Annotated in this window: 28 protein-coding genes and 1 tRNA gene; 18 read left to right on the top strand and 11 right to left on the bottom strand. The window is 64.2% G+C overall.

What is annotated here, in order from left to right:
• Window positions 1-67 precede the first annotated feature (67 nt).
• The 5 genes from rpiB to ACM9ME_RS00515 all read left to right on the top strand — a co-directional run bounded on the left by rpiB (window position 68) and on the right by ACM9ME_RS00515 (window position 3,789).
• Window positions 68-541, top strand: a complete 474-nt coding sequence (gene rpiB, locus ACM9ME_RS00535; RefSeq protein WP_415641456.1) for a ribose 5-phosphate isomerase B — start codon at window positions 68-70, stop codon at window positions 539-541.
• Complete coding sequence (glyA, locus tag ACM9ME_RS00530) at window positions 538-1,839, top strand: serine hydroxymethyltransferase (protein WP_415641455.1); 1,302 nt, start codon at window positions 538-540, stop codon at window positions 1,837-1,839. Before rpiB ends, glyA begins: the two co-directional genes overlap by 4 nt.
• A gap of 3 nt (window positions 1,840-1,842) precedes the next feature.
• Window positions 1,843-2,061, top strand: a complete 219-nt coding sequence (locus tag ACM9ME_RS00525; protein WP_415641454.1) for a hypothetical protein — start codon at window positions 1,843-1,845, stop codon at window positions 2,059-2,061.
• A 3-nt stretch (window positions 2,062-2,064) separates the two neighbouring features.
• Window positions 2,065-2,553, top strand: coding sequence for a transcriptional regulator NrdR (gene nrdR, locus ACM9ME_RS00520; protein ID WP_415641453.1), 489 nt, complete (start codon window positions 2,065-2,067; stop codon window positions 2,551-2,553).
• A gap of 99 nt (window positions 2,554-2,652) precedes the next feature.
• The gene (locus ACM9ME_RS00515; protein WP_415641452.1) at window positions 2,653-3,789 is read left to right on the top strand and encodes a TrmH family RNA methyltransferase; all 1,137 of its coding nucleotides are present in this window, start codon (window positions 2,653-2,655) and stop codon (window positions 3,787-3,789) included.
• Here the strand turns inward: ACM9ME_RS00515 and ACM9ME_RS00510 are convergent.
• Window positions 3,753-4,025 carry a chorismate mutase gene (locus ACM9ME_RS00510; RefSeq protein WP_415641451.1) on the bottom strand — a complete coding sequence of 91 codons (273 nt, stop codon included), beginning with the start codon at window positions 4,023-4,025 and terminating at the stop codon, window positions 3,753-3,755. The two genes, ACM9ME_RS00515 and ACM9ME_RS00510, sit on opposite strands and share 37 nt — an antisense overlap.
• A gap of 199 nt (window positions 4,026-4,224) precedes the next feature.
• Here ACM9ME_RS00510 and rpsD point away from each other — a divergent pair, with 199 nt between their 5' ends.
• Window positions 4,225-4,839: a 30S ribosomal protein S4 gene (gene rpsD / locus ACM9ME_RS00505; protein WP_415641450.1), complete on the top strand. Its 615-nt coding sequence runs from the start codon at window positions 4,225-4,227 to the stop codon at window positions 4,837-4,839.
• A gap of 116 nt (window positions 4,840-4,955) precedes the next feature.
• Here the strand turns inward: rpsD and ACM9ME_RS00500 are convergent, their stop codons facing one another.
• The gene (locus ACM9ME_RS00500; RefSeq protein ID WP_415641449.1) at window positions 4,956-5,852 is read right to left on the bottom strand and encodes a hypothetical protein; all 897 of its coding nucleotides are present in this window, start codon (window positions 5,850-5,852) and stop codon (window positions 4,956-4,958) included.
• A 51-nt stretch (window positions 5,853-5,903) separates the two neighbouring features.
• Here ACM9ME_RS00500 and ACM9ME_RS00495 point away from each other — a divergent pair, with 51 nt between their 5' ends.
• Window positions 5,904-6,845: a TauD/TfdA family dioxygenase gene (locus tag ACM9ME_RS00495; RefSeq protein WP_415641448.1), complete on the top strand. Its 942-nt coding sequence runs from the start codon at window positions 5,904-5,906 to the stop codon at window positions 6,843-6,845.
• Here ACM9ME_RS00495 and ACM9ME_RS00490 read toward each other — a convergent pair.
• The gene (locus ACM9ME_RS00490; protein ID WP_415641447.1) at window positions 6,842-7,528 is read right to left on the bottom strand and encodes a hypothetical protein; all 687 of its coding nucleotides are present in this window, start codon (window positions 7,526-7,528) and stop codon (window positions 6,842-6,844) included. The two genes, ACM9ME_RS00495 and ACM9ME_RS00490, sit on opposite strands and share 4 nt — an antisense overlap.
• Before the next feature lie 109 nt (window positions 7,529-7,637).
• Between ACM9ME_RS00490 and ACM9ME_RS00485 the strand changes: the two genes are divergently transcribed.
• From ACM9ME_RS00485 to ACM9ME_RS00465, 5 genes are all read left to right on the top strand, one after another.
• Complete coding sequence (locus tag ACM9ME_RS00485) at window positions 7,638-9,329, top strand: M28 family metallopeptidase (RefSeq protein ID WP_415641446.1); 1,692 nt, start codon at window positions 7,638-7,640, stop codon at window positions 9,327-9,329.
• A 269-nt stretch (window positions 9,330-9,598) separates the two neighbouring features.
• Entirely contained in the window at window positions 9,599-10,567 is a 969-nt protein-coding gene (locus tag ACM9ME_RS00480; protein WP_415641445.1) for an agmatine deiminase family protein, read from the top strand.
• Entirely contained in the window at window positions 10,564-10,920 is a 357-nt protein-coding gene (locus tag ACM9ME_RS00475) for a DUF3147 family protein (protein WP_415641444.1), read from the top strand. The genes ACM9ME_RS00480 and ACM9ME_RS00475 overlap by 4 nt, the downstream gene beginning before the upstream one ends.
• Window positions 10,917-11,765 (top strand): N-carbamoylputrescine amidase, encoded by an 849-nt coding sequence (gene aguB, locus ACM9ME_RS00470; protein ID WP_415641443.1) that lies wholly within the window; start codon window positions 10,917-10,919, stop codon window positions 11,763-11,765. The genes ACM9ME_RS00475 and aguB overlap by 4 nt, the downstream gene beginning before the upstream one ends.
• Window positions 11,758-12,198: a DUF5063 domain-containing protein gene (locus tag ACM9ME_RS00465; RefSeq protein ID WP_415641442.1), complete on the top strand. Its 441-nt coding sequence runs from the start codon at window positions 11,758-11,760 to the stop codon at window positions 12,196-12,198. The genes aguB and ACM9ME_RS00465 overlap by 8 nt, the downstream gene beginning before the upstream one ends.
• On the opposite strand, the gene ACM9ME_RS00460 is transcribed toward ACM9ME_RS00465, so the two are convergent.
• The gene (locus ACM9ME_RS00460; RefSeq protein ID WP_415641441.1) at window positions 12,179-12,826 is read right to left on the bottom strand and encodes a uracil-DNA glycosylase; all 648 of its coding nucleotides are present in this window, start codon (window positions 12,824-12,826) and stop codon (window positions 12,179-12,181) included. The two genes, ACM9ME_RS00465 and ACM9ME_RS00460, sit on opposite strands and share 20 nt — an antisense overlap.
• Window positions 12,827-12,890: 64 nt before the next feature.
• Here ACM9ME_RS00460 and folK point away from each other — a divergent pair, with 64 nt between their 5' ends.
• Both folK and ACM9ME_RS00450 read left to right on the top strand, forming a co-directional pair.
• A complete protein-coding gene (gene folK / locus ACM9ME_RS00455) occupies window positions 12,891-13,358 on the top strand; it encodes a 2-amino-4-hydroxy-6-hydroxymethyldihydropteridine diphosphokinase (protein WP_415641440.1) in 468 nt (155 codons plus the stop codon).
• A gap of 18 nt (window positions 13,359-13,376) precedes the next feature.
• Window positions 13,377-13,452, top strand: a tRNA-Lys gene (locus tag ACM9ME_RS00450).
• Between the two features lie 95 nt (window positions 13,453-13,547).
• Here ACM9ME_RS00450 and ACM9ME_RS00445 read toward each other — a convergent pair.
• From ACM9ME_RS00445 to ACM9ME_RS00435, 3 genes are read right to left on the bottom strand one after another with little or no spacing between them, the layout of a single operon-like run.
• Window positions 13,548-13,655: a DUF2474 domain-containing protein gene (locus ACM9ME_RS00445; protein ID WP_415641439.1), complete on the bottom strand. Its 108-nt coding sequence runs from the start codon at window positions 13,653-13,655 to the stop codon at window positions 13,548-13,550.
• Window positions 13,639-14,646 carry a cytochrome d ubiquinol oxidase subunit II gene (gene cydB / locus ACM9ME_RS00440; RefSeq protein WP_415641438.1) on the bottom strand — a complete coding sequence of 336 codons (1,008 nt, stop codon included), beginning with the start codon at window positions 14,644-14,646 and terminating at the stop codon, window positions 13,639-13,641. The genes ACM9ME_RS00445 and cydB overlap by 17 nt, the downstream gene beginning before the upstream one ends.
• The gene (locus ACM9ME_RS00435; protein WP_415641437.1) at window positions 14,646-16,016 is read right to left on the bottom strand and encodes a cytochrome ubiquinol oxidase subunit I; all 1,371 of its coding nucleotides are present in this window, start codon (window positions 16,014-16,016) and stop codon (window positions 14,646-14,648) included. The genes cydB and ACM9ME_RS00435 overlap by 1 nt, the downstream gene beginning before the upstream one ends.
• A gap of 157 nt (window positions 16,017-16,173) precedes the next feature.
• Here ACM9ME_RS00435 and ACM9ME_RS00430 point away from each other — a divergent pair, with 157 nt between their 5' ends.
• From ACM9ME_RS00430 to ACM9ME_RS00415, 4 genes are read left to right on the top strand one after another with little or no spacing between them, the layout of a single operon-like run.
• A complete protein-coding gene (locus ACM9ME_RS00430; RefSeq protein WP_415641436.1) occupies window positions 16,174-16,347 on the top strand; it encodes a hypothetical protein in 174 nt (57 codons plus the stop codon).
• 45 nt (window positions 16,348-16,392) lie between these two features.
• Entirely contained in the window at window positions 16,393-17,589 is a 1,197-nt protein-coding gene (locus ACM9ME_RS00425) for a toxic anion resistance protein (RefSeq protein WP_415641435.1), read from the top strand.
• Window positions 17,586-18,275: a hypothetical protein gene (locus ACM9ME_RS00420; RefSeq protein WP_415641434.1), complete on the top strand. Its 690-nt coding sequence runs from the start codon at window positions 17,586-17,588 to the stop codon at window positions 18,273-18,275. Before ACM9ME_RS00425 ends, ACM9ME_RS00420 begins: the two co-directional genes overlap by 4 nt.
• Complete coding sequence (locus ACM9ME_RS00415; RefSeq protein ID WP_415641433.1) at window positions 18,272-18,679, top strand: hypothetical protein; 408 nt, start codon at window positions 18,272-18,274, stop codon at window positions 18,677-18,679. Before ACM9ME_RS00420 ends, ACM9ME_RS00415 begins: the two co-directional genes overlap by 4 nt.
• Before the next feature lie 4 nt (window positions 18,680-18,683).
• Here the strand turns inward: ACM9ME_RS00415 and ACM9ME_RS00410 are convergent, their stop codons facing one another.
• From ACM9ME_RS00410 to ACM9ME_RS00395, 4 genes are all read right to left on the bottom strand, one after another.
• Window positions 18,684-19,385 (bottom strand): class I SAM-dependent methyltransferase, encoded by a 702-nt coding sequence (locus ACM9ME_RS00410; RefSeq protein WP_415641432.1) that lies wholly within the window; start codon window positions 19,383-19,385, stop codon window positions 18,684-18,686.
• Window positions 19,382-20,509, bottom strand: coding sequence for a peptide chain release factor 2 (gene prfB / locus ACM9ME_RS00405; RefSeq protein ID WP_415641431.1), 1,128 nt, complete (start codon window positions 20,507-20,509; stop codon window positions 19,382-19,384). Before prfB ends, ACM9ME_RS00410 begins: the two co-directional genes overlap by 4 nt.
• Window positions 20,510-20,586: 77 nt before the next feature.
• Window positions 20,587-23,091, bottom strand: coding sequence for a penicillin-binding protein 1A (locus ACM9ME_RS00400; RefSeq protein ID WP_415641430.1), 2,505 nt, complete (start codon window positions 23,089-23,091; stop codon window positions 20,587-20,589).
• Window positions 23,092-23,135: 44 nt separating this feature from the next.
• A complete protein-coding gene (locus ACM9ME_RS00395) occupies window positions 23,136-23,942 on the bottom strand; it encodes an N-acetylmuramoyl-L-alanine amidase family protein (protein WP_415641429.1) in 807 nt (268 codons plus the stop codon).
• Between the last annotated feature and the right edge of the window lie 73 nt (window positions 23,943-24,015).

Raw genomic sequence — 24,015 nt, 5'->3', positions numbered from 1 at the left:
CGCTATGCTTCGTGCGCGGTGGTGCTACAGGCGTGGCATCGCCCGAATCAGTTCGCAGGACCATATCTTGACCGATTCATCGACAAACCCGCTACGGATTGCGCTTTCTGCCGATCATGCCGGCTATGAGCTCAAGACCGTGCTGATCGAATGGCTCAAGGAATCGGGACACGACATTCTCGATCTCGGCACCAATTCCACCGCCAGCGTCGATTATCCCGATTTCGGCTATCGCCTCGCCACCGCGCTGGAAAATGGCGATGCGCCGTTCGGCATCGCCATTTGCGGTTCGGGCATCGGCATTGCCATCGCCGCCAACCGCAATCCGCATGTCCGGTGCGCACAGGTCGCGGAGCCGGTCAGTGCCGCACTAGCCCGCCGCCACAACGACGCCAACGCCATCGCGCTCGGTGCGCGGCTGATCGGTGTCGACATGGCCAAGGCTTGCGTCACCGCGTTCCTGACCACCGACTTCGAAGGCGGCCGTCACACGCACCGCGTCGACAAATTGAACCACCCTCCTGCCGAAGAGACCGCATGACCGACAGCCCGAAATACCGCCAGGAAGGGTTCTTCACCCGCACGCTCGCCGACAGCGATCCGGCGGTGTTCGGCGGCATCCAGCGCGAAGTGCAGCGCGAAAAACATCAGATCGAACTGATCGCATCGGAAAACATCGTTTCGAAAGCGGTGCTCGAAGCGCAAGGCTCGGTATTCACCAACAAGTACGCCGAAGGCTATCCCGGCAAGCGCTATTACCAGGGCTGCGCGCCGTCCGACGATGTCGAGACGCTGGCAATCGAGCGCGCCAAGCAATTGTTCGATTGCGGCTTTGCCAATGTCCAACCCCATTCGGGCGCGCAGGCCAATGGCGCCGTGATGCTCGCGCTGACCAAACCGGGCGACACGATTTTGGGCATGAGCCTCGACGCCGGCGGCCACCTGACGCACGGCGCGCGCGCGGCGATGTCGGGCAAATGGTTCAACGCCATCCAATATGGTGTGAAGCGCGACGATCACCTAATCGATTTCGACCAGGTCGAAGCGCTGGCCAAGGAACACCGGCCGGTCCTGATCATCGCGGGCGGCAGCGCCTATCCCCGCCACATCGATTTCGCGCGGTTCCGGGCGATTGCCGATGAAGTCGGCGCGAAGTTGATGGTCGACATGGCGCACTTCGCCGGGCTTGTCGCGGGCGGGACGCACCCGACGCCGTTCGGCCACGCGCATGTCGTCACCACGACGACGCACAAGACGCTGCGCGGGCCCCGTGGCGGCATGGTGCTGACCGATGACGAGGCGATTGCCAAGAAGATCAATTCGGCGGTGTTCCCGGGCTTGCAGGGCGGCCCGCTGATGCACGTCATCGCCGCCAAGGCGGTGGCGTTCGGCGAGGCGTTGCGCCCCGAATTCAAGACCTATTCGCAGGCGATCATCGACAATGCCAAGGCGCTCGCCGGCCGCCTGAAGGAACGCGGCGCCGACGTCGTGTCGGGCGGCACCGACACGCACCTTGCCTTGATCGACCTGACCCCGCTCGGCGTGACCGGCAAGGATGCCGACGAAGCGCTCGAGCGCGCCGCGATCACGTGCAACAAGAACGGCATTCCGTTCGACCCCCTGCCCCCGGTCAAGACCAGCGGCATCCGCGTCGGCAGCCCCGCGGGCACCACGCGCGGCTTCGGCACAGCCGAATTCGTCGAGATCGCCGACATGATCGCCGACGTGCTCGATGGCCTGAAGAAAAACGGCGAGGCCGGCGACGGCCAGGTCGAACACGCCGTCCGCCAGCGCGTCGAGGCCTTGTGCCAGCGCTTCCCAATCTATCCGGAGCTTTAGATCATGGACGAACAAACCGGCCCATCGGTCGCCGACAAGGTTACCGAAGTCCTCGACAGTGCCGTGGACAAGGCCACTCACGTGATTGCCGGGGACGATGGCAACAAGCTGATCGGCGGCGCGGCAGTCGGCGCGGTTGCCGGGATTTTGCTGCCCTTTTCGGTCGGCTTCGGCATCCTGCTCGGCGCGGGTTACGCCGCGTACCGGCAGCTGAAAAAGTAACGCATGCGCTGCCCGTTCTGCGCGCATGAAGACAGCCAGGTAAAGGACTCGCGCCCGTCCGAAGACGGTGCGGTGATCCGGCGGCGGCGGCAATGCGAAGGCTGCGGCGCGCGCTTCACGACGTTCGAGCGCATCCAGCTTCGCGAATTGACGGTGGTCAAAGGCGACGGCCGCCGCGAAGTGTTCGAACGCGAAAAGCTCGGCCGCTCGGTCTACACCGCCGTCCGCAAACGCCCGATCGACGGCGTCCGCATCGAACAGCTCATTTCGGGCATCCAGCGTCAGCTCGAAACGCTGGGCGATGCCGAGGTCTCGTCGCGCCAGATCGGTGGCTTCGTGATGGACGGTCTCAAGGGCTTAGACAGCGTGGCCTATATCCGCTTCGCCAGCGTCTATAAGGAATTCGCAGAGCCGCGCGATTTCGAGGAGTTCGCGGGCAATGTGACCGAAGCGGCGGACCCCACGCATCCAAGGTTGCCGATCGGGGAGTAGGCGCTCACTGACCAACGGAACCCCACAAATCCGTTTGTCCTGAGGAGGGACTGAGCGAAGGCGCAGCCGCAGTTGAAGGCCCGTCTCGAAGGACGTGACATGAGCTTCTGGACGTACATTTTGCGCTGTAGCGACGGACGATTTTACGTCGGGCATACCGACGATCTCGAAAAGCGCGTGGCCGAGCATCAGTCGGGCGTCTTTGAGGGCTTCACACATTCGCGCAGACCGGTCGAGCTGGTCTGGTCCGAATATTTTCAGACGCGATACGAGGCGTTGGAGATCGAACGAAAATTGAAGGGTTGGTCACGCGCCAAGAAGCAGGCGTTGATCGACGGCGATTGGAAAGCGGTCAGCACTCTGGCCGCACGCCCCACGCCAGTCCTTCGAGACGCCGCTTCGACAAGCTCAGCGGCTCCTCAGGACAAACGGATTTTTTCCAACTCCGTTCGTCCTGAGGACGGACTGAGCGAAGGCGCAGCCGCAGCCCAAGGCCCGTCTCGAAGGACCCCGCCCCCCATCATTGTTCTCGTCCGTCCGCAACTCGCCGAAAATATCGGCAAGGCGGCGCGCGCGATGCTCAATTTCGGCCTCACCGAACTCCGCCTCGTCAGCCCACGCGATGGCTGGCCCAATCCCGATGCGGGGCCGGCGGCGGCGGGCGCGGACGCGCTGATCGCCAACGCGCAGGTTTATGACAGCGTGTCCGCCGCCGTCGCCGATTGCGCCCATGTCTACGCCACCACCGTGCGCAAACGCGGCGTCACGAAACCGGTGGTCGACGCCGCCGAAGCCGCCAGCGAAATCCGCGCCGCCACGACCCGCAGCGCGATCCTGTTCGGACCCGAACGCGCGGGCCTCGAAACCGACGATGTAGCGATCGCCCGCGCGATCCTCACCATCCCGGTCAACCCGGCATTTTCGAGCCTGAACCTCGCCCAGGCGGTGATCCTGGTCGCTTATGAATGGTCGCGGGGCGAGACGCTGGCCCAACCGACCAAGGTCGACGACGAACCGCCCGCGTCGCAATTCGATCTCGACGGGATGATCGAGCAGTTCGACAGCCTGATCGACGCAGCGGGCTTCTACTTTCCGCCGCCGAAAGTGCCGTCGATGCGCCGCAATGTGCGCTCGATCCTGACCAAGCCCGGCTGGACCACACCCGAAATCCGCACGATCCGCGGGATATTGTCGGCGCTTCAGTTCCCGCGTTCGTCGAAGCGATCGAATTCATAGCCAATCGAGGCTTCGACGAGGTGCTCCCACAATTGACGGGCAGCGTCGACCGGCCAGTCGTTCGCCTCGGCATTCACCGCCGCATTGTCGATGACCTGAGCCTTACGCCATTCGTCGCGCACCGCGCCGCGCGCGGGCTTGATCCGCGCGGCGGCGTCCATGAAGCGGAACCGCGTGCCGATCAACGCGGCCAATTGGCGGTCGATATCGTCGACGCCAGCGCGAACATCAGCCATCGTCGTGCAATCTTGGGGAAGGATCATAGCGCGCCTTTAGCGGGCCCCAACTTGACTTCAAGCCGCTGGCCGCTATTGGCCCGCCCTTCGTGATTGGCCCCGCACGTCCGGTGAAGCGGTGGCCCTGTCCTCTCCCTAACATGAGAGATCGCAGGCGGCTCCGGGCAATTTTGTAACGAACGCAGTTGAAGGAAGAAATATGTCGAAGCGCCATAGCGCCAAGCACAAGCTCGATCGCCGCATGGGCGAAAACATCTGGGGCCGTCCGAAGTCCCCGGTGAACAAGCGCGAATACGGACCCGGCCAGCATGGCCAGCGCCGCAAGGGCAAGGTGTCCGACTTCGGTCTGCAGCTGAAGGCCAAGCAGAAGCTCAAGGGCTATTACGGCGAAGTCACCGAAAAGCAGTTCAAGGCGCAATATACCGAAGCCGCGCGGATGAAGGGCGATACGTCGCAGAACCTCATCGGCCTGCTCGAGCGTCGCCTCGACGCGATCGTCTATCGCGCCAAGTTCGCGCCGACGGTGTTCGCTGCGCGCCAGCTGGTGTCGCACGGCCACATCCGCGTCAACGGCGTGAAGTGCAATGTCGCGTCGCGCCGCTGTGCCGTGAACGACGAAATCTCGCTGGGCACCAAGGCGCAGGAAATGGCGCTGGTGATGGAGGCGCAGAGCCTTCCCGAGCGTGAAATCCCCGATTACGTCGTCGCCGACGGCACCGCCAAGGTGACCCTGTCGCGCGTCCCGACCCTCGACGAAGTGCCCTATCCGGTGAAGATGGAGCCGAATCTGGTCGTCGAGTTTTACAGCCGTTAATCAGCGAAGGATAAGCGGCGCGGCGCGAAGCAAGCGCCGCTTATCCTCGACTGATGCGGCTCGGGCGGCGGGCAATTTGCCCGACCGGCGACGCGGCTTTGCCACGGCGCCAGCACTCAAATCAAAGCGCGCGGCAACGGCGATGTGTCGCCGCCGCGCGCTTCGATCCATTTTCTCGCAGCGCTGATTTCTATCGCGATCGCTGCCTTCGTCGCCAACGCGCGCCGCACCCGTTCCGCATTGTCGAATACGTTCGCGGGGCGCTTGGCGTCGTGCGTAAACAATGGGCCTGCGGCGATTTGCGCGGCCTCGCCCCCTGACATCGCCACGTGTAGCGCAGGCGCACTCGCGGCAATAGCTTCGGCCGGGTGCGAAAAAAAGCGGTCGGCGTCGAGGCTGACGCTATCCGGCAACAGCATCATCGCCGCGCGGAACGCATCGGTCTGCGCGAGCCACAGTTGCGCCGCCGCCGCCGCATCATCGACCTCGACCGGCAGACCGACCAGCGTACTGACTTGATGCACCCAATGGCGATGCTGCGGACTGCGCAGCACCGCCGCCAGCCAACTTTCCAACGGCATATGCAGAAACAACGCACGCATCCCAGGGACCGCCGCGACAATGCGCGACAGTACAAAATTCACCGGCACATTGGCCTTGATCAGCGTCGGCAGATCGGGGCGATAGCGGCGCGACAGCAAACCGAGCACCGCATCGAGCGGCACGTTCGGATCAAGCGCCGCCTGACGCAGCGCCATCGGCTCTCGCAGCACCAGATTGCTCTCGATCCGGTCAAGCGCCCGCGCCAGCAACGTCGATCCGCAATGCGCGACATGGAAGATGAAGGCGATCGGCTGCACAGGAGCATCGCCCACCGGCGTGCTCGCCTCTCCCGACCTCGCCGCCTGAACGCGGTGATCAAGAAAAATCGAGCGGTGATACGCCGCACGGTCCATCGGCAAGAAAACCGCCGCGCCATCCTCGATCCGGTGGAGATAGGCGTCGGGCGACATGGCACCCGCATAAGCCGTGACGTCGCCGCGGCAAGGAATTAGGTGGGTGTCGTGACCCTGCCCGTCCTCATCGAAGCACATGCTGGCGAAACCGCCGATGACCTCGACGCCGCACGCCTCGAAACGCTGTTCCGCGAACACGGAGCGATCTTGTTGCGCGGGTTCGATGCCGATGTGCCGCGGTTCGAACGGCTCGCTCGGCGCCTCTGCTCGACAGCCGTCGTCAATGAGAGTCCCGGCCGCGTGCTGCTTAACGGTGCGGGCGACGTGCGGTCGGTCGATTCTGGAACCGACGCATTCAACCTCCACCCCGAATTGTCGCGGGAACCGTGGAAGCCCGATGCGGCGCTGTTCGCCTGCCTGTCACCGCCGGGCGAAGGTGGCGAGACCTTGGTGTGCGATGGGGTGGCGGTGGTTGAAGCTCTGCCCGGCTGGCTGCGTGACGCGCTGAGCCCACGGCGGCTGGTCTATCCCCAACCGGTCTGGCCCGAGCTGCTCGATTTCTGGCTGGGCACGCCGACCCCCGACGACGCGCTGCTCGCCGCCCCGCCGCCCGATTGTCCGTATAGTTTTCGCTGGGCGAACGATCGGCTGTGGCGGGTGTTCTCCCGCCCCGCGCTGCACCGTCCGCTGTTCGGCGATGCACCGGCATTCGGCAATTTCCTGCTTTTCGCGCGGTTCAACAACAACCGCACCGGCTTCCCCTTGCTCGACGATGGCAGCGTCGTTCCCGACGAGTGGCTGATCGAGATCAAGCGCGTCGCGGATGCCATCGCCGTGCCGGTCACTTGGCAACAGGGCGACGTGCTGATCCTGGACAACAGTCGCTACATGCACGGCCGCACCGCGATCACCGAGGCCGCCGAACGCCGTATCGCCACCTTCTTCGGCTACGTCCCGTTCGCGCCGACCAACCCCGAAGAGCCGGCGAACGCCCGGTGGCGGCGACGGGATTTCAGCCCGCCACTGCCCCCGTCGCTGCGCTCCGCCTAGTTCGGCTTTCCGGCTGCCATGCTGAGCCTGAAAAGCGGTTCGGCAACAGTGCCGCGCAGGAGTGATTTGCTGAATTGATACTGTTTCCCTTTCGGCAGGCATCCGCCCAGGAATGGGACCATCCCACTGATCGCCTGCGACTCTCCGACGCTGCCTGGCTCGGTCCGCATCAATTGCCGCGCGCCACCCGTATTCTTGCGCACCATGCAGTCGCCGACCCGCGCAAGAGCTGTCGCCTGTTGCGCATCTGGCGTGATTTCAGCGCCCGGTGCCCAATCATAGGTCAGTGGTGCCGCCTGACTTAGGTCCGTCGCATCATCGCGGCCGAAATTGCGCACGAACAGAGCTTCGAACAACGCGCCCCGCGTTACCTGATCCGCAACGCTCAACTCACGCGATTCAACGCTGCCGCTTATGCAGTTGCTCTCGCCCGTCAGAAACCGGCGCGCCATGTCCCGCGATGCTTTGCTGCCGACGGGCATGGACAGGTAGATTTCGATTCGCGCGGGGCTCTGCTGGACAACGCATTTCGCCCAGCGGTTGGTCAGCAACCTCGCCGCATTCTTGTCGGCATAGTCGACTTGAGCAGCGGACCGCGTGATGAGCGTGCCGATCTCTTGTGCATGACTCGCGGTAGAAATAGTCACTGAGAGCAAAAGGGCGGCGGCGGTGGCGCGGAACATCGGCATTCTCCCCTGTTGCCAATGTTTTGGCCCGCCCCGGCCCGCTTGGCAATATGGACAGCACTGGAACGGCGCGCCATGACGCCCGCTTTCCAAGGAGTTGTGTCCGATGCGCCTCACTCTTGCGTTGATCGCGGTTCTCGCCACCGGCGCCCGGGCCGCCGATGCCCCGCCACAAATCCCGGTGCAGACGCTGAAGGACGTCACGCAGACCCTGTCCTCCGACGCCTTCGAAGGCCGCGCGCCGACCTCCGCCGCCGAACCCAAGGTCATCGCCTACATGACCCAACGCTTCAAAGCCGCCGGTCTGCAACCCGGCAATCACGGTAAATGGACGCAGGACGTGCCGATGGTTCGCGTCACTGCCGATCCGGCGATGGTGGCGCATTTCAGCGGCGGCAACGCGCCCGTCGACCTCGCTTACAAGACCGACATCGCGCTGTTCAGCTATCGCGAGGTGCCGCAAACCACGATCGCCAATTCGGACGTGGTTTTCGTCGGCTATGGCATCGTCGCGCCCGAAAAGGGCTGGAACGACTATGCCGGTATCGACGTGCGCGGGAAGACCGTGGTGATCCTGGTCAACGATCCCGACTGGAAGACGCCCACGGTCGGCGCTTGTGGGGTTGAACCTGCCCCGCAGGTTCAAGCATCGTCCGGGGGACGATGCGACCCCACAAGATTCAACGGCCGCGCGATGACCTATTACGGCCGCTGGACGTACAAGTATGAGGAGGCTGCGCGACAGGGTGCGGCGGCGGCGATCATCGTCCACGACACCGAACCCGCCGCCTATGGCTGGGGCGTCGTCGTCTCCAGCTATACCGGCTCGCAAATCCATCTCGCCGCCGCGAACAAATCGATGCGCGAAACACAGGCCAATGGCTGGATGACGCAGGACGCGGCGAAGCGCCTGTTCGCGGCCTCGGGTAAGGACTTGTCCGCGCTTGCGCTCGCCGCTGAAAAGCCGGGGTTCAAGGCGGTCCCGCTGGGGCTGAAGATGAACCTCAATTTCGCCAACAAGCTCGAATACTCGATGTCGCACAACATTGTCGGCATCCTGCCTGGCACGACCAAGCCGGGCGAATATGTGCTGTACTCCGCGCATTGGGATCACCTCGGGCGCTGCACGCCGGTCAAGGGCGACGACATCTGCAACGGCGCGCTCGACAATGCCTCGGGCAGCGCCGGCCTCGTCGCACTCGCCGAAGTCGCCGCGAAGGCACCGCGCACCCCGCGGAGCCAGGTGTTCCTGTCGGTCACCGCCGAGGAATCCGGCCTGCTCGGCTCGCGCTTCTACGCCGAACACCCGATCTATCCGCTGGGCAAGACTGTCGGCGGCGTGAACATGGACGGGCTCAACGTTATGGGCCTGACCAAGGACGTGTCGGTCGTCGGGCCGGGCAAGTCCGATCTCGACGATTATGTCGCGCGCTATGCCGCGTTGCAGGGCCGCCGGATCACGCCGGAGAGCAACCCGGAACGCGGCGGCTATTATCGTTCGGACCATTTCAGCTTCGCCAAATTGGGCGTGCCGATGCTCGATGCCGGCGCGGGGGAGGATCTGGTCGATGGCGGCACCGCCAAGGGCCACGCGCTGAACGAGGATTACAACGTCAACCGCTATCACAAGCCGCAGGACGAATATGATCCGAACTGGAATTGGGACGGCGCGGTGCAGGATCTGCAATTTTATTACGGCATCGGGCACGAACTTGCGACGACCGATGCCTGGCCGAACTGGAAAGCCGGCGACGAGTTCAGGGCGATCCGGGATAAGTCACGCGCTGACGCAAAGTGACCCACACACCCGTCACCCCGGACTTGATCCGGGGTCCATTGGTCCTCCGCCTCACGCTGAGGGCGAATGGACCCTGACGTTCGTCAGGGTGACGGAGAGCGGCGGAAAAGGCTGTCCTACACCTGCTCGTTTGCCGTATCGACGCGGGCCATGACACCAGCCCGAAATCCGGCCTTTGCACAGACACCGTTAGCACATGTGAATCGTGTGAACTTGCCTCCGCGCAACCCATCATTGGCACATGTGACTCGTGTGAATCGACCCGCCTCGTGACCGATCATTTTCCCGCCGAATGGGCGCCGCACGATTCGGTGTGGATCGGCTTCCCGTCGGCGCCCGACCTGTGGCTCGAAGACCTTGAAGGCGCCCAAGAGGAAGTCGCCGCCTTCGCCCGTGCGGTCCACGCCGGCGGCAAAGGCGAACGCGTCGAACTGGTCTGCGCCGATGAAGACGCGGCAACGGTCGCGCGCCGCCTCGCGCCCGATGCCGCGATCCTGATCGAGCCATTCTTCGACATCTGGCTCCGCGACACCGGCCCACTGGTGCTGAGCGACGGCCGCGCGCTCGATTATCCCGGCAATGGCTGGGGCGGCAAATACCCCTCCCCGCTCGACGAAGCGCTGGCCGAAAAGCTCGCCGCGCATGCCGACCTGCCGCGCACCGCCAAAACCATGATCCTCGAAGGCGGCGCGATCGACATGGATGGCGCGGGTCTGCTCGTCACGACCGAGCAATGTCTGCTCAACCCCAACCGCAACCCGGGCATGAGCCGTGAGCAGATCGAAGCCGAACTCAAGGCCAACCTCGGCGTCACTCAAATCCTCTGGCTCGGTGAAGGACTCGCCGGCGATCACACCGACGGCCATGTCGACAATCTCGCGCGCTTCGTCGCCCCCGGCGTGCTCGCATTGCCCGAACCCGATGGCGACGATCCGAACGCCGACGTCTACGCCGACGCCTGGCAGCGCGCGCAAAACTGGCCGGTCGAGATCGTCCCCCTCCCCTCGCCCGGCCGTGTGGAGGAAGAAGGCGAGCCAATCGCCGCCAGCTATATGAACTTCTACATCGGCAACGCCGCGGTCGTCGTTCCCACTCACGGCCAACCCAACGACGATGCCGCGGTCAAAGCCATTGCGGCGCTATTCCCGGACCGCCAGGTCGTCGGCCTGCCGACAGGACACATCCTGACCGGCGGCGGCAGCTTCCATTGCATCAGCCAACAGGTGCCGGCGCGGTGATCGCCTTCTGGGCCCGCGCCGCTTTGTCCGGCCTGATCATCGCGCTCGCCGCGACGATCGCGCGGCGTCAGCCCGGCCTCGGCTCGCTGATCGTATCGCTGCCTCTCGTTTCGGTCCTCAGTATGATCCTGCTGTGGCAAAGCGGCGCGACGTCGGAAAAGCTCGCCGACTATATCGGTGGCACCTTCTGGTTCTTCCTGCCCTCGATCCCGATGTTCCTGCTGATCCCGGTCCTGTTGCGGCGCGGAATGACCTTCTGGCCGGCCTTGGGCATCGGTTGTGTGACGACGATCCTGCTCTATCTGCTCACCGTCGCCGTTGCGTCGCGCTTCGGCCTGAGGATTGATGCATGACCAAGCTTCACGTCGCCGCGATCCAGTGCCCGCTCGGCGGGGATATCGCGGCCAACAACGCCGTGATCTCCGCCCATGTCCGCGATGCCGCGGCGCAGGGCGCGAAACTGATTCTGCCGCCCGAACTCTTCGAAGGGCCGTATTTCTGCAAGGTGCAGGAACTCGATCCCTTCGCCACCGCCGCGCCGCTGAACGAACATGCCAGCATCAGCGCGATGCAGAGGCTGGCAAAGGAGCTGCAGGTCCACATCCCGACCAGCTTCTTCGAACGCGACGGCCAGCATTATTACAACTCGCTGGCGATGATCGACGACGCGGGCGAAATCATGGGCGTCTATCGCAAGAGCCACATCCCCGACGGCCCCGGCTATTCCGAGAAATTCTATTTCCGCCCCGGCAACACCGGCTTCAAAGTGTGGGACACCAAACTCGGCAAGATCGGCATCGGCATCTGCTGGGACCAATGGTATCCCGAAACCGCGCGCGCGCTGATGCTGATGGGCGCGGACATTTTGTTGTTCCCCACCGCAATCGGTGACGAGCCCGAAGCCGAGGAGCTGGACACGTCGCGGTTATGGCGCCGGGCGATGATCGGCCATGCGGTCAGCAACGTCGTCCCCGTCGTCGCCGCCAACCGCATCGGAACCGAATGCGGCCAGACCTTTTACGGCCACAGCTTCATCACCGACGAACGCGGCGATTTCGTCGCGGAATTCAAAGGCCACGAGGAAGGCGTTCTCGTCGCCGAACTCGACCTCAAGCGCGCCGCCACCAACCGGGCCGCCTTCGGCTTTTTCCGCGACCGGCGACCGGATTTATATGGGCGGTTGGTTGAGGATGTTTGAAGCCGCAAAAGCCTTCCTGACAGAGGTGCGCGAAGGCGAACCGCCATCGATCAGGCGATTGCTCGAACTGCTGGACGCATTGTCAGCAGCCTATCACGCTCTACCGATCTCGGAGCCCTTCGACACCGACGACGATATCGTCGCCAAGCGAGATTGGTCGGAGTCGATAAAGTTTCTTGGCCGACGCTTCCCCAATCTCGGTTATTATCCCGTCGTTGATCCGCTTGCCGACATCACGACAGAAGTGTCGTTGGGCGACGCTATCGACGATCTGGCTGACATCGAGCGAGATTTGGAAGAATATCTCGAGAGATTAGCCAAATTCGGGCCTAACGATGCAAATTGGCATGTCAGATTCAGCTACGAGATTCATTGGGGTTGGCACCTGCGAGAGCTGGCTGCCTACCTCCACGCTAAAGAGTGGCGCAGCTGACCGCCCGCTCAAATACATCCTCGAACATCGCTCGCGTCAAACGCCCCGTATTCTGGTTGTAGCGCGAGCAGTGATAGCTATCGATCAGGATGCGGCCGTCGGGCATGCGGTGCTCGTTGAGGTGACCGAACCGCGCCTTGGGCAGCCGCCCGCCCAGTGCCTTGACCGCGGACTGATGCGCGATCGCCCCCAATGCCACGAACACGCGGACATTGGGCAGCGCGGCCATCGGCGCTTCGAGGAACGGGCGGCAGGTGCGGATTTCCTCCGGCGTCGGCTTGTTCTCGGGCGGCAGGCAGCGGACCGCGTTGATGATGATCACGTCCTTGAGGGCGAACCCGTCATCCGCGCGGGCATCGTAAGTGCCTTCGGTCAGCCCGAACTTGGCCAGCGTCTCGTACAGCAACAGCCCCGCAAAATCGCCGGTGAACGGCCGCCCCGTCCGGTTCGCACCATGCTTGCCCGGCGCGAGGCCGACGATCGCCAGCCGCGCCTGCGGGTCGCCAAACGCTGGCACGGGCGCATTCCACCAAGCGGGATGCTCGACGCGCAATTCCTCGCGAAAGGCGACGAGGCGCGGGCACAGCGGGCAATCGCGCGGCGGTTCGGTTTGCGGGAGTGGAGACACGTCCATCCCCTAGACCGTTCAAGCCCACCTTGTCGAAGCCCCGTCCTTCCTCTTTAGCAGCGGCATGGACTGGTTCATCGTCGCCTTGGGTTCGAACAGGCCCGGTTCCTGGGGCAACCCCGAGCAAGCGGTGCGCCGCGCCATTGGCCTCCTCTATCCCGCCACAGTCTCACGCATCCTGCCCTCGCGGCCCATTGGCCCCTCACGGCGGAGCTTCGTCAACGCCGTGGCCATCGTCGAAAGCGACCTGCCGCCCCCCGCGTTCCTCGATTACCTCAAGGCGCTCGAACACGATGCTGGCCGCCGCCCGGGGCAGCGGTGGAGCGCGCGGCCATTGGACCTCGACATCATCGGCTGGTCGGGCGGCATGTGGGCGTCGCCGGGCCTATCTATCCCTCATCCCGAGTTCCGTCGCCGGCGCTTCGTCCTCGCGCCATTGGCCGGGATCGCACCCGACTGGCGCGACCCGATGACACATCTAACCGTCCGCCAGACCCTCGCACGGCTTGACCGCAAGCGCCCTCGCTCATAGTCGGCGCCAGTCCCTCGGGGGCCCTTAGCTCAGTCGGTAGAGCAACTGACTTTTAATCAGTAGGTCGATGGTTCAAATCCATCAGGGCTCACCACATATGAGCGGCACGCCGCCGTGCCGACGTCGAGACCGCGAATGCCGGCCGGCCTCAATGCAATTGAGGTCCGACGACTTGGCTTTGCCAAGTCGCTATGGATGCAGTGCCAACCGCAACGCAAATGCCACCACGCCCAACGCCGCGACACTCCCCGCCCAGATCAGGATCAGCCAGCCGACCCGCTTAATGGTCGTGCGCATGATAACCGCTGTCGCCCACTTTCCCGCGAAACACCCAATAGGCCCAGAAGGTGTAGCCGAGGATCGCGGGGACCAGCACGACGGTGCCGGCCAGCATGAACAACTGGCTCGTTTCGGGCGCCGCCGCCTGCCAGATGCTGACGCGGCCCGGCACGACATCGGGCCAGATCGAGATGCCGAGCCCCGCCATACACAGCCCGAAAATCGCCAGCGTCCACACGAAGGGCGCGGCGTCGGCACTCTTCCGGGCGCTCCGCCACAGCATCAACGCGCTGATCCCGAACAACACCGGCATCGGCACCGTCACCAGCAGCCCGGGCCAACGGAACCAGCGCTCGTAATATTTGCCTTCCAAAAACGGCGTCGCCGCGCTGACCAGCCCGATGACGCCCAGCGTCGCCGGGGTCAGCCAGCGGACGAACTTGCGCCCGTCGTCGTGCAATGCGTCTTCGGTCCGCCACACCAGCCAGCTGGCGCCCAGCAACGCATAGGCGAACAACAGGCTGACCCCGCACAACAGGCTGAACGGGCTGAACCAGTCCCACCATCCGCCCGAATAGGCCCGCCCCGTGACTGCAATCCCCTGCAACAGCGCGCCGAGCGTCACGCCCTGCATGAACGCCGCGACCACCGAACCCATGCAGAAACCCGCATCCCACCACCGCCGATGCCGCTTGTCCCGCCAGCGGAATTCGAACGCCACGCCGCGAAACACCAGTCCCAGCAGCATCGCGATCAGCGGCGCGTACAACGCAGGCAGCACAATCGCATACGCCAGCGGAAACGCCGCCATCAGCCCGCCGCCGCCGAGCACCAGCCACGTCTCATTGCCGTCCCACACCGGCGCGATGGCGTTCATCGCCGTGTCGCGCTCGCTGCCGACGCGGAAGAAGGGGAACAGGATACCGATGCCCAGATCGAACCCGTCCATGACCACATACATCGCCACCGCAAAGGCGATGATGAACGCCCACAGGACGGTGAGGTCCATCAGCTTTGGGCCGAGGCGGGTGTGACGCCCGCAGTGCGCGTCGGCTCGCGCGGATGCTCGGGCTCACCCTCCTGCGGCGGCTTGGCCATCAAGCGCAAAATGTACCAGGTACCCATCGCGAACACGCCGAAATAGACGATGACGAACGCGATCAACGACCCGGCGACTGCGGGCGCGGCGATCGGCGAACGCGCATCGGCGGTGCGCAACAGGCCGGTAATGACCCAGGGCTGGCGGCCGACTTCGGTGGTGATCCAGCCGGCAATGACCGCGACGAACCCCGCCGGACCCATCGCCACGCCCGTGCGGTGCAGCCAGTTCCACTCATACAATCTGCCCCGCCAGCGCGCGAGCAGGCTCCACAGGCCCAGTCCGAACATCGCGAAGCCGAGCCCGACCATCACGCGAAAGCTCCAGAACACGATGGCGACCGGCGGCTGGTTCTCCCGCGGGTACGACCGCAGCCCGGGCAGCGGCGCGTTGAGATCATGCTTCAAAATGAGCGACGACAATTTGGGCAACGTCACGGCATAATCGAGGTGCTGCGTCTCCTGATTGGGCCAGCCGAACAAGGCGAGCGGGGCACCGTGCGGCGAGTCCTCGAAATGCCCTTCCATCGCCAGCACCTTTATCGGCTGATGCTCGAGCGTGTTGAGCCCTTGCGTATCGCCGAGGAAAATCTGCACCGGCGCGACGATCGCGGCCATCCACATCGCCATGTTGAAACTGGTCTTTGCGGCCTCCGTCTTGTGCCCTTTGAGCAGATGCCACGCCCCCACGCCACCAACCGCCAGTGCGGTCGTGAGATAGGCAGCGGTGACGGTGTGCATCAGGCGGTAGGGAAAGCTCGGGTTGAAGATCACCGGCAGCCACCCGTCCTTCACCACGAACTGCCCGTTCGCCGCGATCGCCCAGCCCTGTGGCGTCTGCATCCAGCTGTTGACGCTCAAGATCCAGAAGGCGGACATGAACGTCCCGCCCGCCACCATCAGCGTCGCGCCGAAATGGAGCCGGTCACCGACCTTGTCCCGCCCGAACAGCATCACGCCGAGGAACCCGGCTTCGAGAAAGAACGCGGTCAGAACTTCATACGCCATCAACGGCCCGACGATCGGTCCCGCGCGGTCGGAAAACACCGACCAGTTGGTGCCGAACTGATACGACATGACGATGCCCGACACGACACCCATCGCGAACGCGACCGCGAAAATCTTGAGCCAGTAATTATAGAGGTCGATGAACCGCTGCTTCTTCGTCCACAGCCACAGCCCTTCGAGAACCGCGAGATAGCTCGCCAGCCCGATCGAAAATGCGGGAAAAATGAAGTGGAACGACACCGTGAACGCGAATTGCGCCCGGGCCAGGATCAACGCGGTTTCTTGCGGCGACACCCCTCGCTTTAGGCCGGTGCGGCGACGCTGTTAAGCGCGAAATTCATCGACGCCACGTCAGAGCCACCACCATGTATGGGACTAAAAGAACGCTCCAAAAAACCAAAAATGCACCGATCGAACGGTAGGAAGCAGCGTGGAAAACATCTGTGAAGTGATTCAGCCAGCCTGCCGCGAACAGCGCGACAAGGATAGCGAGCGCAGTCCAAATGATAAGCAGTCCAATCCGGGTGCTTCGGCGCATTTGGCAGGTTATGGCTGCAAGAGCACAACCGTCAAATTGAAGTACGATCCTGTGTCACTTGCATAACACACTCCCCGCACCCTATGTTGCGCGACGAAGGAGTTTACCCCGATGGCCACGCAGGTTGCCGAAGTCACCGATCTGAAGCTGACCCCGCCCGAGCCGGTGGTCGCGGTTTCCGCCGAAAAGGCCGCAGGTCTCGTGCCGCTGGAGGACGATCAGAAGACCAAGCTGGAAGCGAAAGCCGAAGCGTTCGTCGAGGAACTGGCGGCGCAGGACGTCAACTCACCCGAATTCGGCAAGCGCGTCGACCAGATCAGCGACATGGGCCGCCGCGAAATCGCCGAGGCGGCGGGGCAATCGAACCGCTTCCTCGATCGCCCGGTGCGCGCGATGGACAAGGAATCGGGCGTCGGCAACGACCTCGCCGAGCTGCGCCGCACCATCGAGGATCTCGATCCGGGCCGTCAGGGTGCGCTGACCGCGCCGAAAAAGCTGTTCGGATTGATCCCCGTCTTCGGCAACAAGCTGCGCAATTATTTCGACAGCTATAAATCGGCGCAGAGCCATATTTCGTCGATCCTCGCGCGCCTCGCGGGCGGGAAGGACGAACTCCTCAAGGACAATGCCGCGATCACCGTCGAGCGCCAGACCCTGTGGGCGGCGATGGGTCGGCTGGAACAGATGATCCATGTGTCGAAGGCGCTGGATGCCAAGCTCGAAGCCAAGGCGTACGAGCTGGAGTCGAGCGACCCGGCCAAGGCCAAGGCGATCCGCGAAAGCGCCTTGTTCTATGTCCGCCAACGCACCACCGATCTGCTGACGCAAATGGCGGTGACGGTGCAGGGCTATCTCGCGCTCGACCTGGTCAAGAAGAACAATGTCGAGCTGGTGAAGGGCGTCGACCGCGCGTCCACCACCACCGTGTCCGCGCTGCGCACTGCGGTAACGGTCGCACAGGCGATGGCCAACCAGAAACTGGTGCTCGAACAGATCACCCAGCTCAACACCACCACCGCCAACATCATCGATTCGACCGGCGCGCTGCTCAAGCAAAACACCGCGACGATCCACGAACAGGCGTCGTCGGCGACGATCCCGCTCGACGTGCTCAAGCGCGCGTTTCAGAACATCTACGACACGATGGACGCGATCGACGTGTACAAATTGAAGGCGCTCGACAGCATGAAGACCACGGTCGTCGCGCTGGAAGGCGAAGTCGAAAAGTCGAAAGGCTATATCCAGCGGGCCGAGGGCGCCAACACCGCCGCACTGACGCATTCGCCTAATCCGTTCGAGACGGTGTGACCGAAACCGACCAAGCCATCGCGCACGCCGACGCTATCCTTGACCGGCAGCGCGCGGTGCAGACGCGCCGCGCGTATCGCAGCCGGGCACCCCGCGCGGCGCGCAATGCGGCGATCGGAGTGGCGGGCGTCGCCCTCCTTGCGTTCGTCATCGGGCTAATCACGCCGCTCGGCATTACCGGCGCGATGCTGGCGGTGCTGGCGATGGTCGCGGCGGCGGTGATCGGCGTGATGCTGTCCGCGGAGCCGCACATCCGCCTCGAAGCGCTGCCGCAAGCGCCGATCGCACTGCTGCCGTCGAAGACCGCGCGCTGGCTCGATCAACAGCGCCCGGCCCTGCCCGCCCCCGCGCAGACGCTGGCCGACGGCATCGGCGTGAAGCTCGAAGCCCTCCAGCCGCAACTCGCGACGCTCGACAATTCGACCCCGGCCGCGTTCGAAATCCGCCGCCTGATCGCCGACGAATTGCCCGAACTGGTCAATGGCTATGCGCGTGTGCCGACGGCGCTGCGCCGCAACGGCCTCGACGGCATGGCGCCCGACGCGCAGCTGGTCGACGGCCTCAAGACCGTCGACGCCGAATTGACGCGCATGAGCGAACAACTGGCTCGCGGCGACCTCGAAAAGCTGGCGACGCAGGGAAAGTATCTGGAGCTGAAATATCGCGGTGAAGGAAGCGAGATTTGAAGGCTCTCATCGCCGCGATTGGCCTGCTCTGGGCATCCGCCTCAACCGCTAATACCTACGCCGCAGGGCAGATTTGGGCTTATAAAACCCGCACCGCCGAAGACGGATCCCTGCTAAAGATTCAACAAGTAGAGAGCGATGCGGCGCTTGGCCCGATTTATCACATTTCGATCATCGGCGTTCACTTAAGCAATCCGCACATGCGGCCAGAGCTGCCGCATTTTCCGGTCAGCCAGGGAACGCTCGACAACAGTGTCACCAAATTGGTGAGATCGAGCGCAGCGTTTCCCGATGCCGCGCCGGGCATCGATCAATGGCGAGCTGCAAAGGGCGGCGTGTTTACGATCACTGTCGCCGAGATCATCGACCTTGTAGATCAACAAACGGCCAACGTCGGCAACTAGCCGATCATCCCTTACAAGGCACAATCGCCCCCGGCTCGGGCCGCGCACCATCGACCTCGAACGCGGCCAGATAGCCGCCCGCCGACGGCATCCGCTGGAAATCGACCTGCTTGTAACCCACCGCAGCCAGTTCGCATTTCAACAACGCCGGCGGCGTGCCGTGCTGCGTCGTCGGGCGATCGGCATCGACCACGATCACGCGCCCGCCCGGCTTCACGCTGGGGCGCAGATACCACAAGAACGCGTAGGGGCTGGCGATCTCGTGATACATGTGGACCATCATCACGCGGTCGAAATTTTCGGGCAGGCGCGGATTGTCGGGATAGCCGAGTTTCACGCTGACATTTTCGAGCGCGTCGCGCGCCACGCGCTCGGCCAGCGCATCGCGTGTGCCCGGCGTGACATCCTCCGCCAGCACGCGGCCATTCTTGCCGACGCGTTTCGACAGGCGGACGGTGTAATACCCTTCGCCCGCGCCGATATCCGCGACGGTCATGCCCGGCATGATCCCGGCGCGGTCCATCACCTCGACCGCTTCGTTCGATTTGTCGCGCGTCGGCTCGTCGGACCAGCGCGGTGACACGATCTGCGCCACGGGTCGCGCGGCGGCGGGGAATTTGGGATCGTCCTGCTTCTTGAGGATCTGGGGCTGGGCCGAACAGGCACCCAGCGCGATCATGGCCAGCAGCGGGATCATGCGCGTCATTCCACGTCCTCCACTTCGACCTTTTCGCCCGTCACACGCTGACTTAGCGCAGCCGCCATGAAACGGTCCAGATCGCCGTCGAGCACATCCGACGGCGCGGGCGATGTTACGCCGGTGCGCAGATCCTTGACCTGCTGATACGGCTGCAGAACGTAGGACCGGATCTGATGACCCCAGCCGATGTCGGTCTTGGCGGCGTTCTGCGCATTGGCTTCGGCCTCGCGCTTCTGCAATTCGGCCTCGTACAGGCGCGCCTTCAACTGCTTCATCGCCTCGGCGCGGTTCTTGTGCTGGCTGCGCTGGTTCTGACACGCGACGACGATGTTGGTCGGAATGTGCGTGATCCGCACCGCCGAATCCGTCGTGTTGATATGCTGCCCCCCCGCGCCCGACGCGCGATAGGTGTCGATGCGCAGGTCGCTTTCGACGATCTCGATGTCGATATCGTCGTCGACTTCGGGATAGACCCATACGCTGGCAAAACTGGTCTGGCGCTTGTCGCCACTGCCGAACGGGCTGATCCGCACCAGCCGGTGAACGCCGCTTTCGGTCTTGGCATAGCCATAGGCATTTTCGCCTTTCAGCAAATACGTCACCGACTTGATGCCCGCCTGTTCGCCGCCATGATAGTCGATCAGTTCGACCTTCATGCGGTGGCGTTCGGCCCAGCGGGTGTACATCCGCCCCAGCATTTCGGCCCAGTCCTGGCTCTCGGTCCCGCCCGCGCCGGCATTGACCTCGACATAGGCGTTGTTGGCGTCGGCTTCGCCGGCGAGCAGCGCGGCGACCTTGTCGCGCTCGGTCCGCTCGGCAAGATCGGCGAGCGAGGTCAGCGCCTCGTCGGACATCGCCTGGTCACCCTCGGCATCGGCCATGTCCATCAGTTCGACGGTGTCGTCGAGCTCGCTCTGGATCTTGCGCGTCGCATCGATCGCCTGTTCCAGCCGGCGGCGTTCGCGCATCACCACCTGCGCCGCCTTGGGATCGTCCCACAGCGTCTGGTCCTCGACCAGCGCGTTCAATTCCTCAAGCCGCTTGAGCGCACGATCCCAATCGAGGAACCGGCGCAGCAAGGCGAGCGCAGCATTGATTTGATCGGCATGTGCCTGCGCTTCGGCGCGCATTGTAATTGTCCTTCAATCGCAATCGGTTGATCGTCACCCCGGACTTGCCCCGGGATGACGAGGTGTGTCGGCAGGTCCTAGTAAATCCCGCCCTGTCTTTGCAGGAAATCGTCGTCGCGGCCAGTTTCGGCCGCCGCCGCCGCCTTGGCCTGCTTGCCCGCGACCTTGGGCAGGTCTTCGCGGCGGACCGAGCGGCGCGGTTCGCTTTCGGGCTTGAACGCTTCCCAGATCACCGCCGCCTTGGGGTCGCTGTCGTCCATCGGGAAGGTGCCATAGACCCGCTGCCCCGAACGCCGGTCGATCCGTACCATGCGCACGCCACCCGCCGCGCGGAAGGGCACCGGCGGCATGTCCTTCATCGCCAGTGCTGCAAACTGCTTGAACACCGGCGCGGCAATCGTGCCGCCCTGAGCGTACCCGCCCATCGAACGCGGATTGTCGTAACCGAGGTACAGCCCGCCGACCAGGTCGGGAGACCCGCCGACGAACCACACGTTGGTCGGGCCCGAGGTCGTTCCAGTCTTGCCGAACAATGGGCGCTTCAGGTCGCGCAGCACGGTCGCGGTGCCGCGTTCGACGACGCCTTCCATGATGTGGACCATCTGGTACGCGGTCATCGGGTCCAGCACTTGCTTGCGGCGCACCGGCGGGCGGGGCATCGCCTTGCCGTCCCAATCGGGCGCGTTGCATCGGTCGCAGGGGCGCGTGTCGGCGCGATAAATCACCTTGCCGTGGCGGTCCTGAACATAATCGACCAGGGTCGGGCGCAGCGCACGCCCGTTATTGGCGAGGATCGAATAGGCATTGACCATCCGCAGCACGGTGGTGTCGCCCGCGCCGAGCGCGATGGCCAGAAACTTGCCGTAAGGATGGCCGGGTGCCGACACGCCCAGATCGGCGGCACGCTGGACCACCGCATCCATGCCCGTCTGGCTCGCGGCGCGCACCGTCATCAAATTGCGCGATTGCTCGACACCCCAGCGCATCGTCTGCGGCCCCGCGCCCTTCATATTGCCGAAGTTGCGGAAGCATTTGTTGCCGAGATTCGCGCCCTGATACACGCAGAACGGCCCGTCGACGATCAGCGTCGCGGGCGTGAACCCGTGGTCGAGCGCAGCGGAATAGACCACCGGCTTGAAGCTCGATCCCGGCTGGCGTTGCGCCTGTGTCGCGCGGTTGAACGCGCCGAGGCGGCTGTCGAAGCCGCCCTGCATCGCCAGCACCTGGCCAGTGTGCGGATTTTCGACCACGAACGCGCCTGCGACTTCGGGCACCGAGCGCAGCGCGAAATGATCGCCTTCGGGCGCGACCGCGATGATGTCCCCGGCTTTCAGGAAATTATAGGCGGGTGTCCCGGTCCCTTTGCGCGGCGCCTGCGCGGCGGACGACGGCATCGTGCCGGTCGTGCCGTTCTGGAAGCCCAGATCGGCGCTGCCACCGTCGCGCGACAGCACCACCGCGGTGCGCCAATCGTCATAGGCAATGCCGAAATTCGCGCCGATGAACCGTGACAGCATGTCCTTGTCCGCATCGACGTGGCCGAGCGGCCCCGACCAGCCTTGTCCCCGCGCATAACGCAACAGCCCGTCGCGCAATGCATCCTGGGCATAGGCCTGCAACTTCGGGTCGAACGACGTTCGTACCCAGAGTCCCCCGGCATAAACCGAGTTCGGCCCGGAAGCAGCGGTTTCACCATATTTGGCGATCAGCGAACGGCGCACCTCCTCGACGAAATAGCCGGTCGCGTCCGATTGCCGCCGGACGATGCGGGAGAGGATACCGAGCGGCTGAGCCTCCGCCGCGTCATGCTGCGCGCGGTTGATGTAACCGTTGCTCAGCATTTCGTTGAGCACGTAATTGCGCCGCCCCAAAGCGCGGTTGGCGAACTTGGCGCGACCATACGTCTCCGGCGCCTTGGGCAGGGTCGCGAGGAACGCCACTTCGGACAGCGAAAGCTCGCCCAGATCTTTGTCGAAATAGGCGCGCGATGCCGCCTGCACGCCAAAACTATTCCGCCCGAGCGGAATCTGATTGAGGTAGAGTTCGAGGATCTGCTGCTTGGTCAGCGCGTCTTCGATGCGATAAGCGAGGATCGCTTCCTTGGCCTTGCGCGCATAACTGCTTTCGTTGCCGATCAGCAGGTTCTTCGCGACCTGCTGGGTGATCGTCGACGCGCCCTGCTTGCGCCCGCTCGACGTCGCATTGTTGAACACCGCGCGGACGATCCCGAAATAATCGACACCGCCATGATTGAAGAAATTCTTGTCCTCCGCCGACAGGAACGCCGCCACCACCGGCTTGGGAAATTCGTCGAAAGCGATTTCGACGCGTCGCTCGCGGGCATAGCTGTGGATCGGTGCGCCATCGATCCCGCGCACGTTAGTCGGCAGCGGCGGCTCATAGCTCAACAACTGATTGGCGTCGGGCAGCGCGCGCGCCACAACGAACCAGATAATTGCCCAGGCGAGGAACAGGGCAGCGGCCAGGATGCCGGCCCAGCGGAACCACCGTTTCGACCATCCCGCGCGCAGATCGTCAAGCGCACGGGTCAACCAAAGCTGCGGTAAGGTCGCGTCCACCATTGGCGCTTTAGCAGCGAGAGCGAGGCGCGCCAGTCACTTGCGCATCATTTGCGGGTGGCGAGGAACAGATCGGCGGCGCGCGCCACCGCGTCACCGATCGCCGCGCGGCGGTCGGGCGATCGCAGCCGCGCGGCATCGCCGGCATCGCTGAGATAGCCCAGTTCCAGCAGCACTGCGGGCATCGCCGCCCCGCGCAGCACCACGAAATTGGCCGAGCGGCGATATTCGGACTTGAACGGCAGCCCCTGCGCGGTTGCGTGCAATTTTTCGGCAAAGGCGAGGGATGAGCCAAGGCGGTCGTCGCGCGCCAGATCGCCGAGGATCGCCGCAACCTCGGCATCGCCCGCCGCGGCCGATGCGCCATTTTCACGGGCCGCCGTCCGCGCTGCCGCCGGATCGGATGGCGCCTCCGACAAGGTATAGATCGTCGCGCCCGATCCGCCTCCGCTGTCCGCATGGATTGACACAAACAGGGCCGCACCGATCGCCCGGGCAATTTCCGGTCGCTCGCCCAATAGCAGGTAACGGTCGTCGCTGCGCGTCAGCGCGACCCGCAACCGCCCCTGCTTCAACACCGCGGCGCGGATCGCCAGCGCGACGGCCAGCGTCACATCCTTTTCGCGCACCCCGCTGCCCGACGCACCCGGATCGTGCCCGCCATGTCCAGCATCGATCACCAGCAATGGCCGCCCGGCGCGCCCCTCGATCCGTGGCAACGGCAGGACGGGGAGCGGTGCCGCAAGAACCGTTTCGACCCGCGCCGGCGATGTGACCGCCAGGCTCATCACCAATGCGGCGAGCGCGAGCATCAACACCGCCCCCGCGCTTGCCAGTGCTGCCCGCATCCCCATGACGATCCCATGACGGCAAAACCGCCGCCGCGCCACATGTTGCTGCCTTGTTACAGCGGTGCTAGTGCCTTGC

Source organism: Sphingomonas antarctica, from assembly GCF_965137005.1.
In the GTDB taxonomy this organism is placed as follows: Bacteria; Pseudomonadota; Alphaproteobacteria; order Sphingomonadales; family Sphingomonadaceae; genus Sphingomonas_O; species Sphingomonas_O antarctica.
Note: the sequence above shows the minus strand (reverse complement) of the source record. Positions and strands in the feature narration are given on the sequence as shown.

Coding starts and splice junctions, on each gene's coding strand:
- glyA (WP_415641455.1), top strand. CDS start 538: ATGACCGACAGCCCGAAATACCGCCAGGAAGGGTTCTTCACCCGCACG.
- ACM9ME_RS00525 (WP_415641454.1), top strand. CDS start 1,843: ATGGACGAACAAACCGGCCCATCGGTCGCCGACAAGGTTACCGAAGTC.
- nrdR (WP_415641453.1), top strand. CDS start 2,065: ATGCGCTGCCCGTTCTGCGCGCATGAAGACAGCCAGGTAAAGGACTCG.
- ACM9ME_RS00515 (WP_415641452.1), top strand. CDS start 2,653: ATGAGCTTCTGGACGTACATTTTGCGCTGTAGCGACGGACGATTTTAC.
- ACM9ME_RS00510 (WP_415641451.1), bottom strand. CDS start 4,025: ATGGCTGATGTTCGCGCTGGCGTCGACGATATCGACCGCCAATTGGCC.
- rpsD (WP_415641450.1), top strand. CDS start 4,225: ATGTCGAAGCGCCATAGCGCCAAGCACAAGCTCGATCGCCGCATGGGC.
- ACM9ME_RS00500 (WP_415641449.1), bottom strand. CDS start 5,852: ATGTCGCCCGACGCCTATCTCCACCGGATCGAGGATGGCGCGGCGGTT.
- ACM9ME_RS00490 (WP_415641447.1), bottom strand. CDS start 7,528: ATGTTCCGCGCCACCGCCGCCGCCCTTTTGCTCTCAGTGACTATTTCT.
- ACM9ME_RS00485 (WP_415641446.1), top strand. CDS start 7,638: ATGCGCCTCACTCTTGCGTTGATCGCGGTTCTCGCCACCGGCGCCCGG.
- aguB (WP_415641443.1), top strand. CDS start 10,917: ATGACCAAGCTTCACGTCGCCGCGATCCAGTGCCCGCTCGGCGGGGAT.
- ACM9ME_RS00465 (WP_415641442.1), top strand. CDS start 11,758: ATGTTTGAAGCCGCAAAAGCCTTCCTGACAGAGGTGCGCGAAGGCGAA.
- folK (WP_415641440.1), top strand. CDS start 12,891: ATGGACTGGTTCATCGTCGCCTTGGGTTCGAACAGGCCCGGTTCCTGG.
- ACM9ME_RS00445 (WP_415641439.1), bottom strand. CDS start 13,655: ATGCGCACGACCATTAAGCGGGTCGGCTGGCTGATCCTGATCTGGGCG.
- cydB (WP_415641438.1), bottom strand. CDS start 14,646: ATGGACCTCACCGTCCTGTGGGCGTTCATCATCGCCTTTGCGGTGGCG.
- ACM9ME_RS00425 (WP_415641435.1), top strand. CDS start 16,393: ATGGCCACGCAGGTTGCCGAAGTCACCGATCTGAAGCTGACCCCGCCC.
- ACM9ME_RS00410 (WP_415641432.1), bottom strand. CDS start 19,385: ATGACGCGCATGATCCCGCTGCTGGCCATGATCGCGCTGGGTGCCTGT.
- prfB (WP_415641431.1), bottom strand. CDS start 20,509: ATGCGCGCCGAAGCGCAGGCACATGCCGATCAAATCAATGCTGCGCTC.
- ACM9ME_RS00400 (WP_415641430.1), bottom strand. CDS start 23,091: ATGGTGGACGCGACCTTACCGCAGCTTTGGTTGACCCGTGCGCTTGAC.
- ACM9ME_RS00395 (WP_415641429.1), bottom strand. CDS start 23,942: ATGGGGATGCGGGCAGCACTGGCAAGCGCGGGGGCGGTGTTGATGCTC.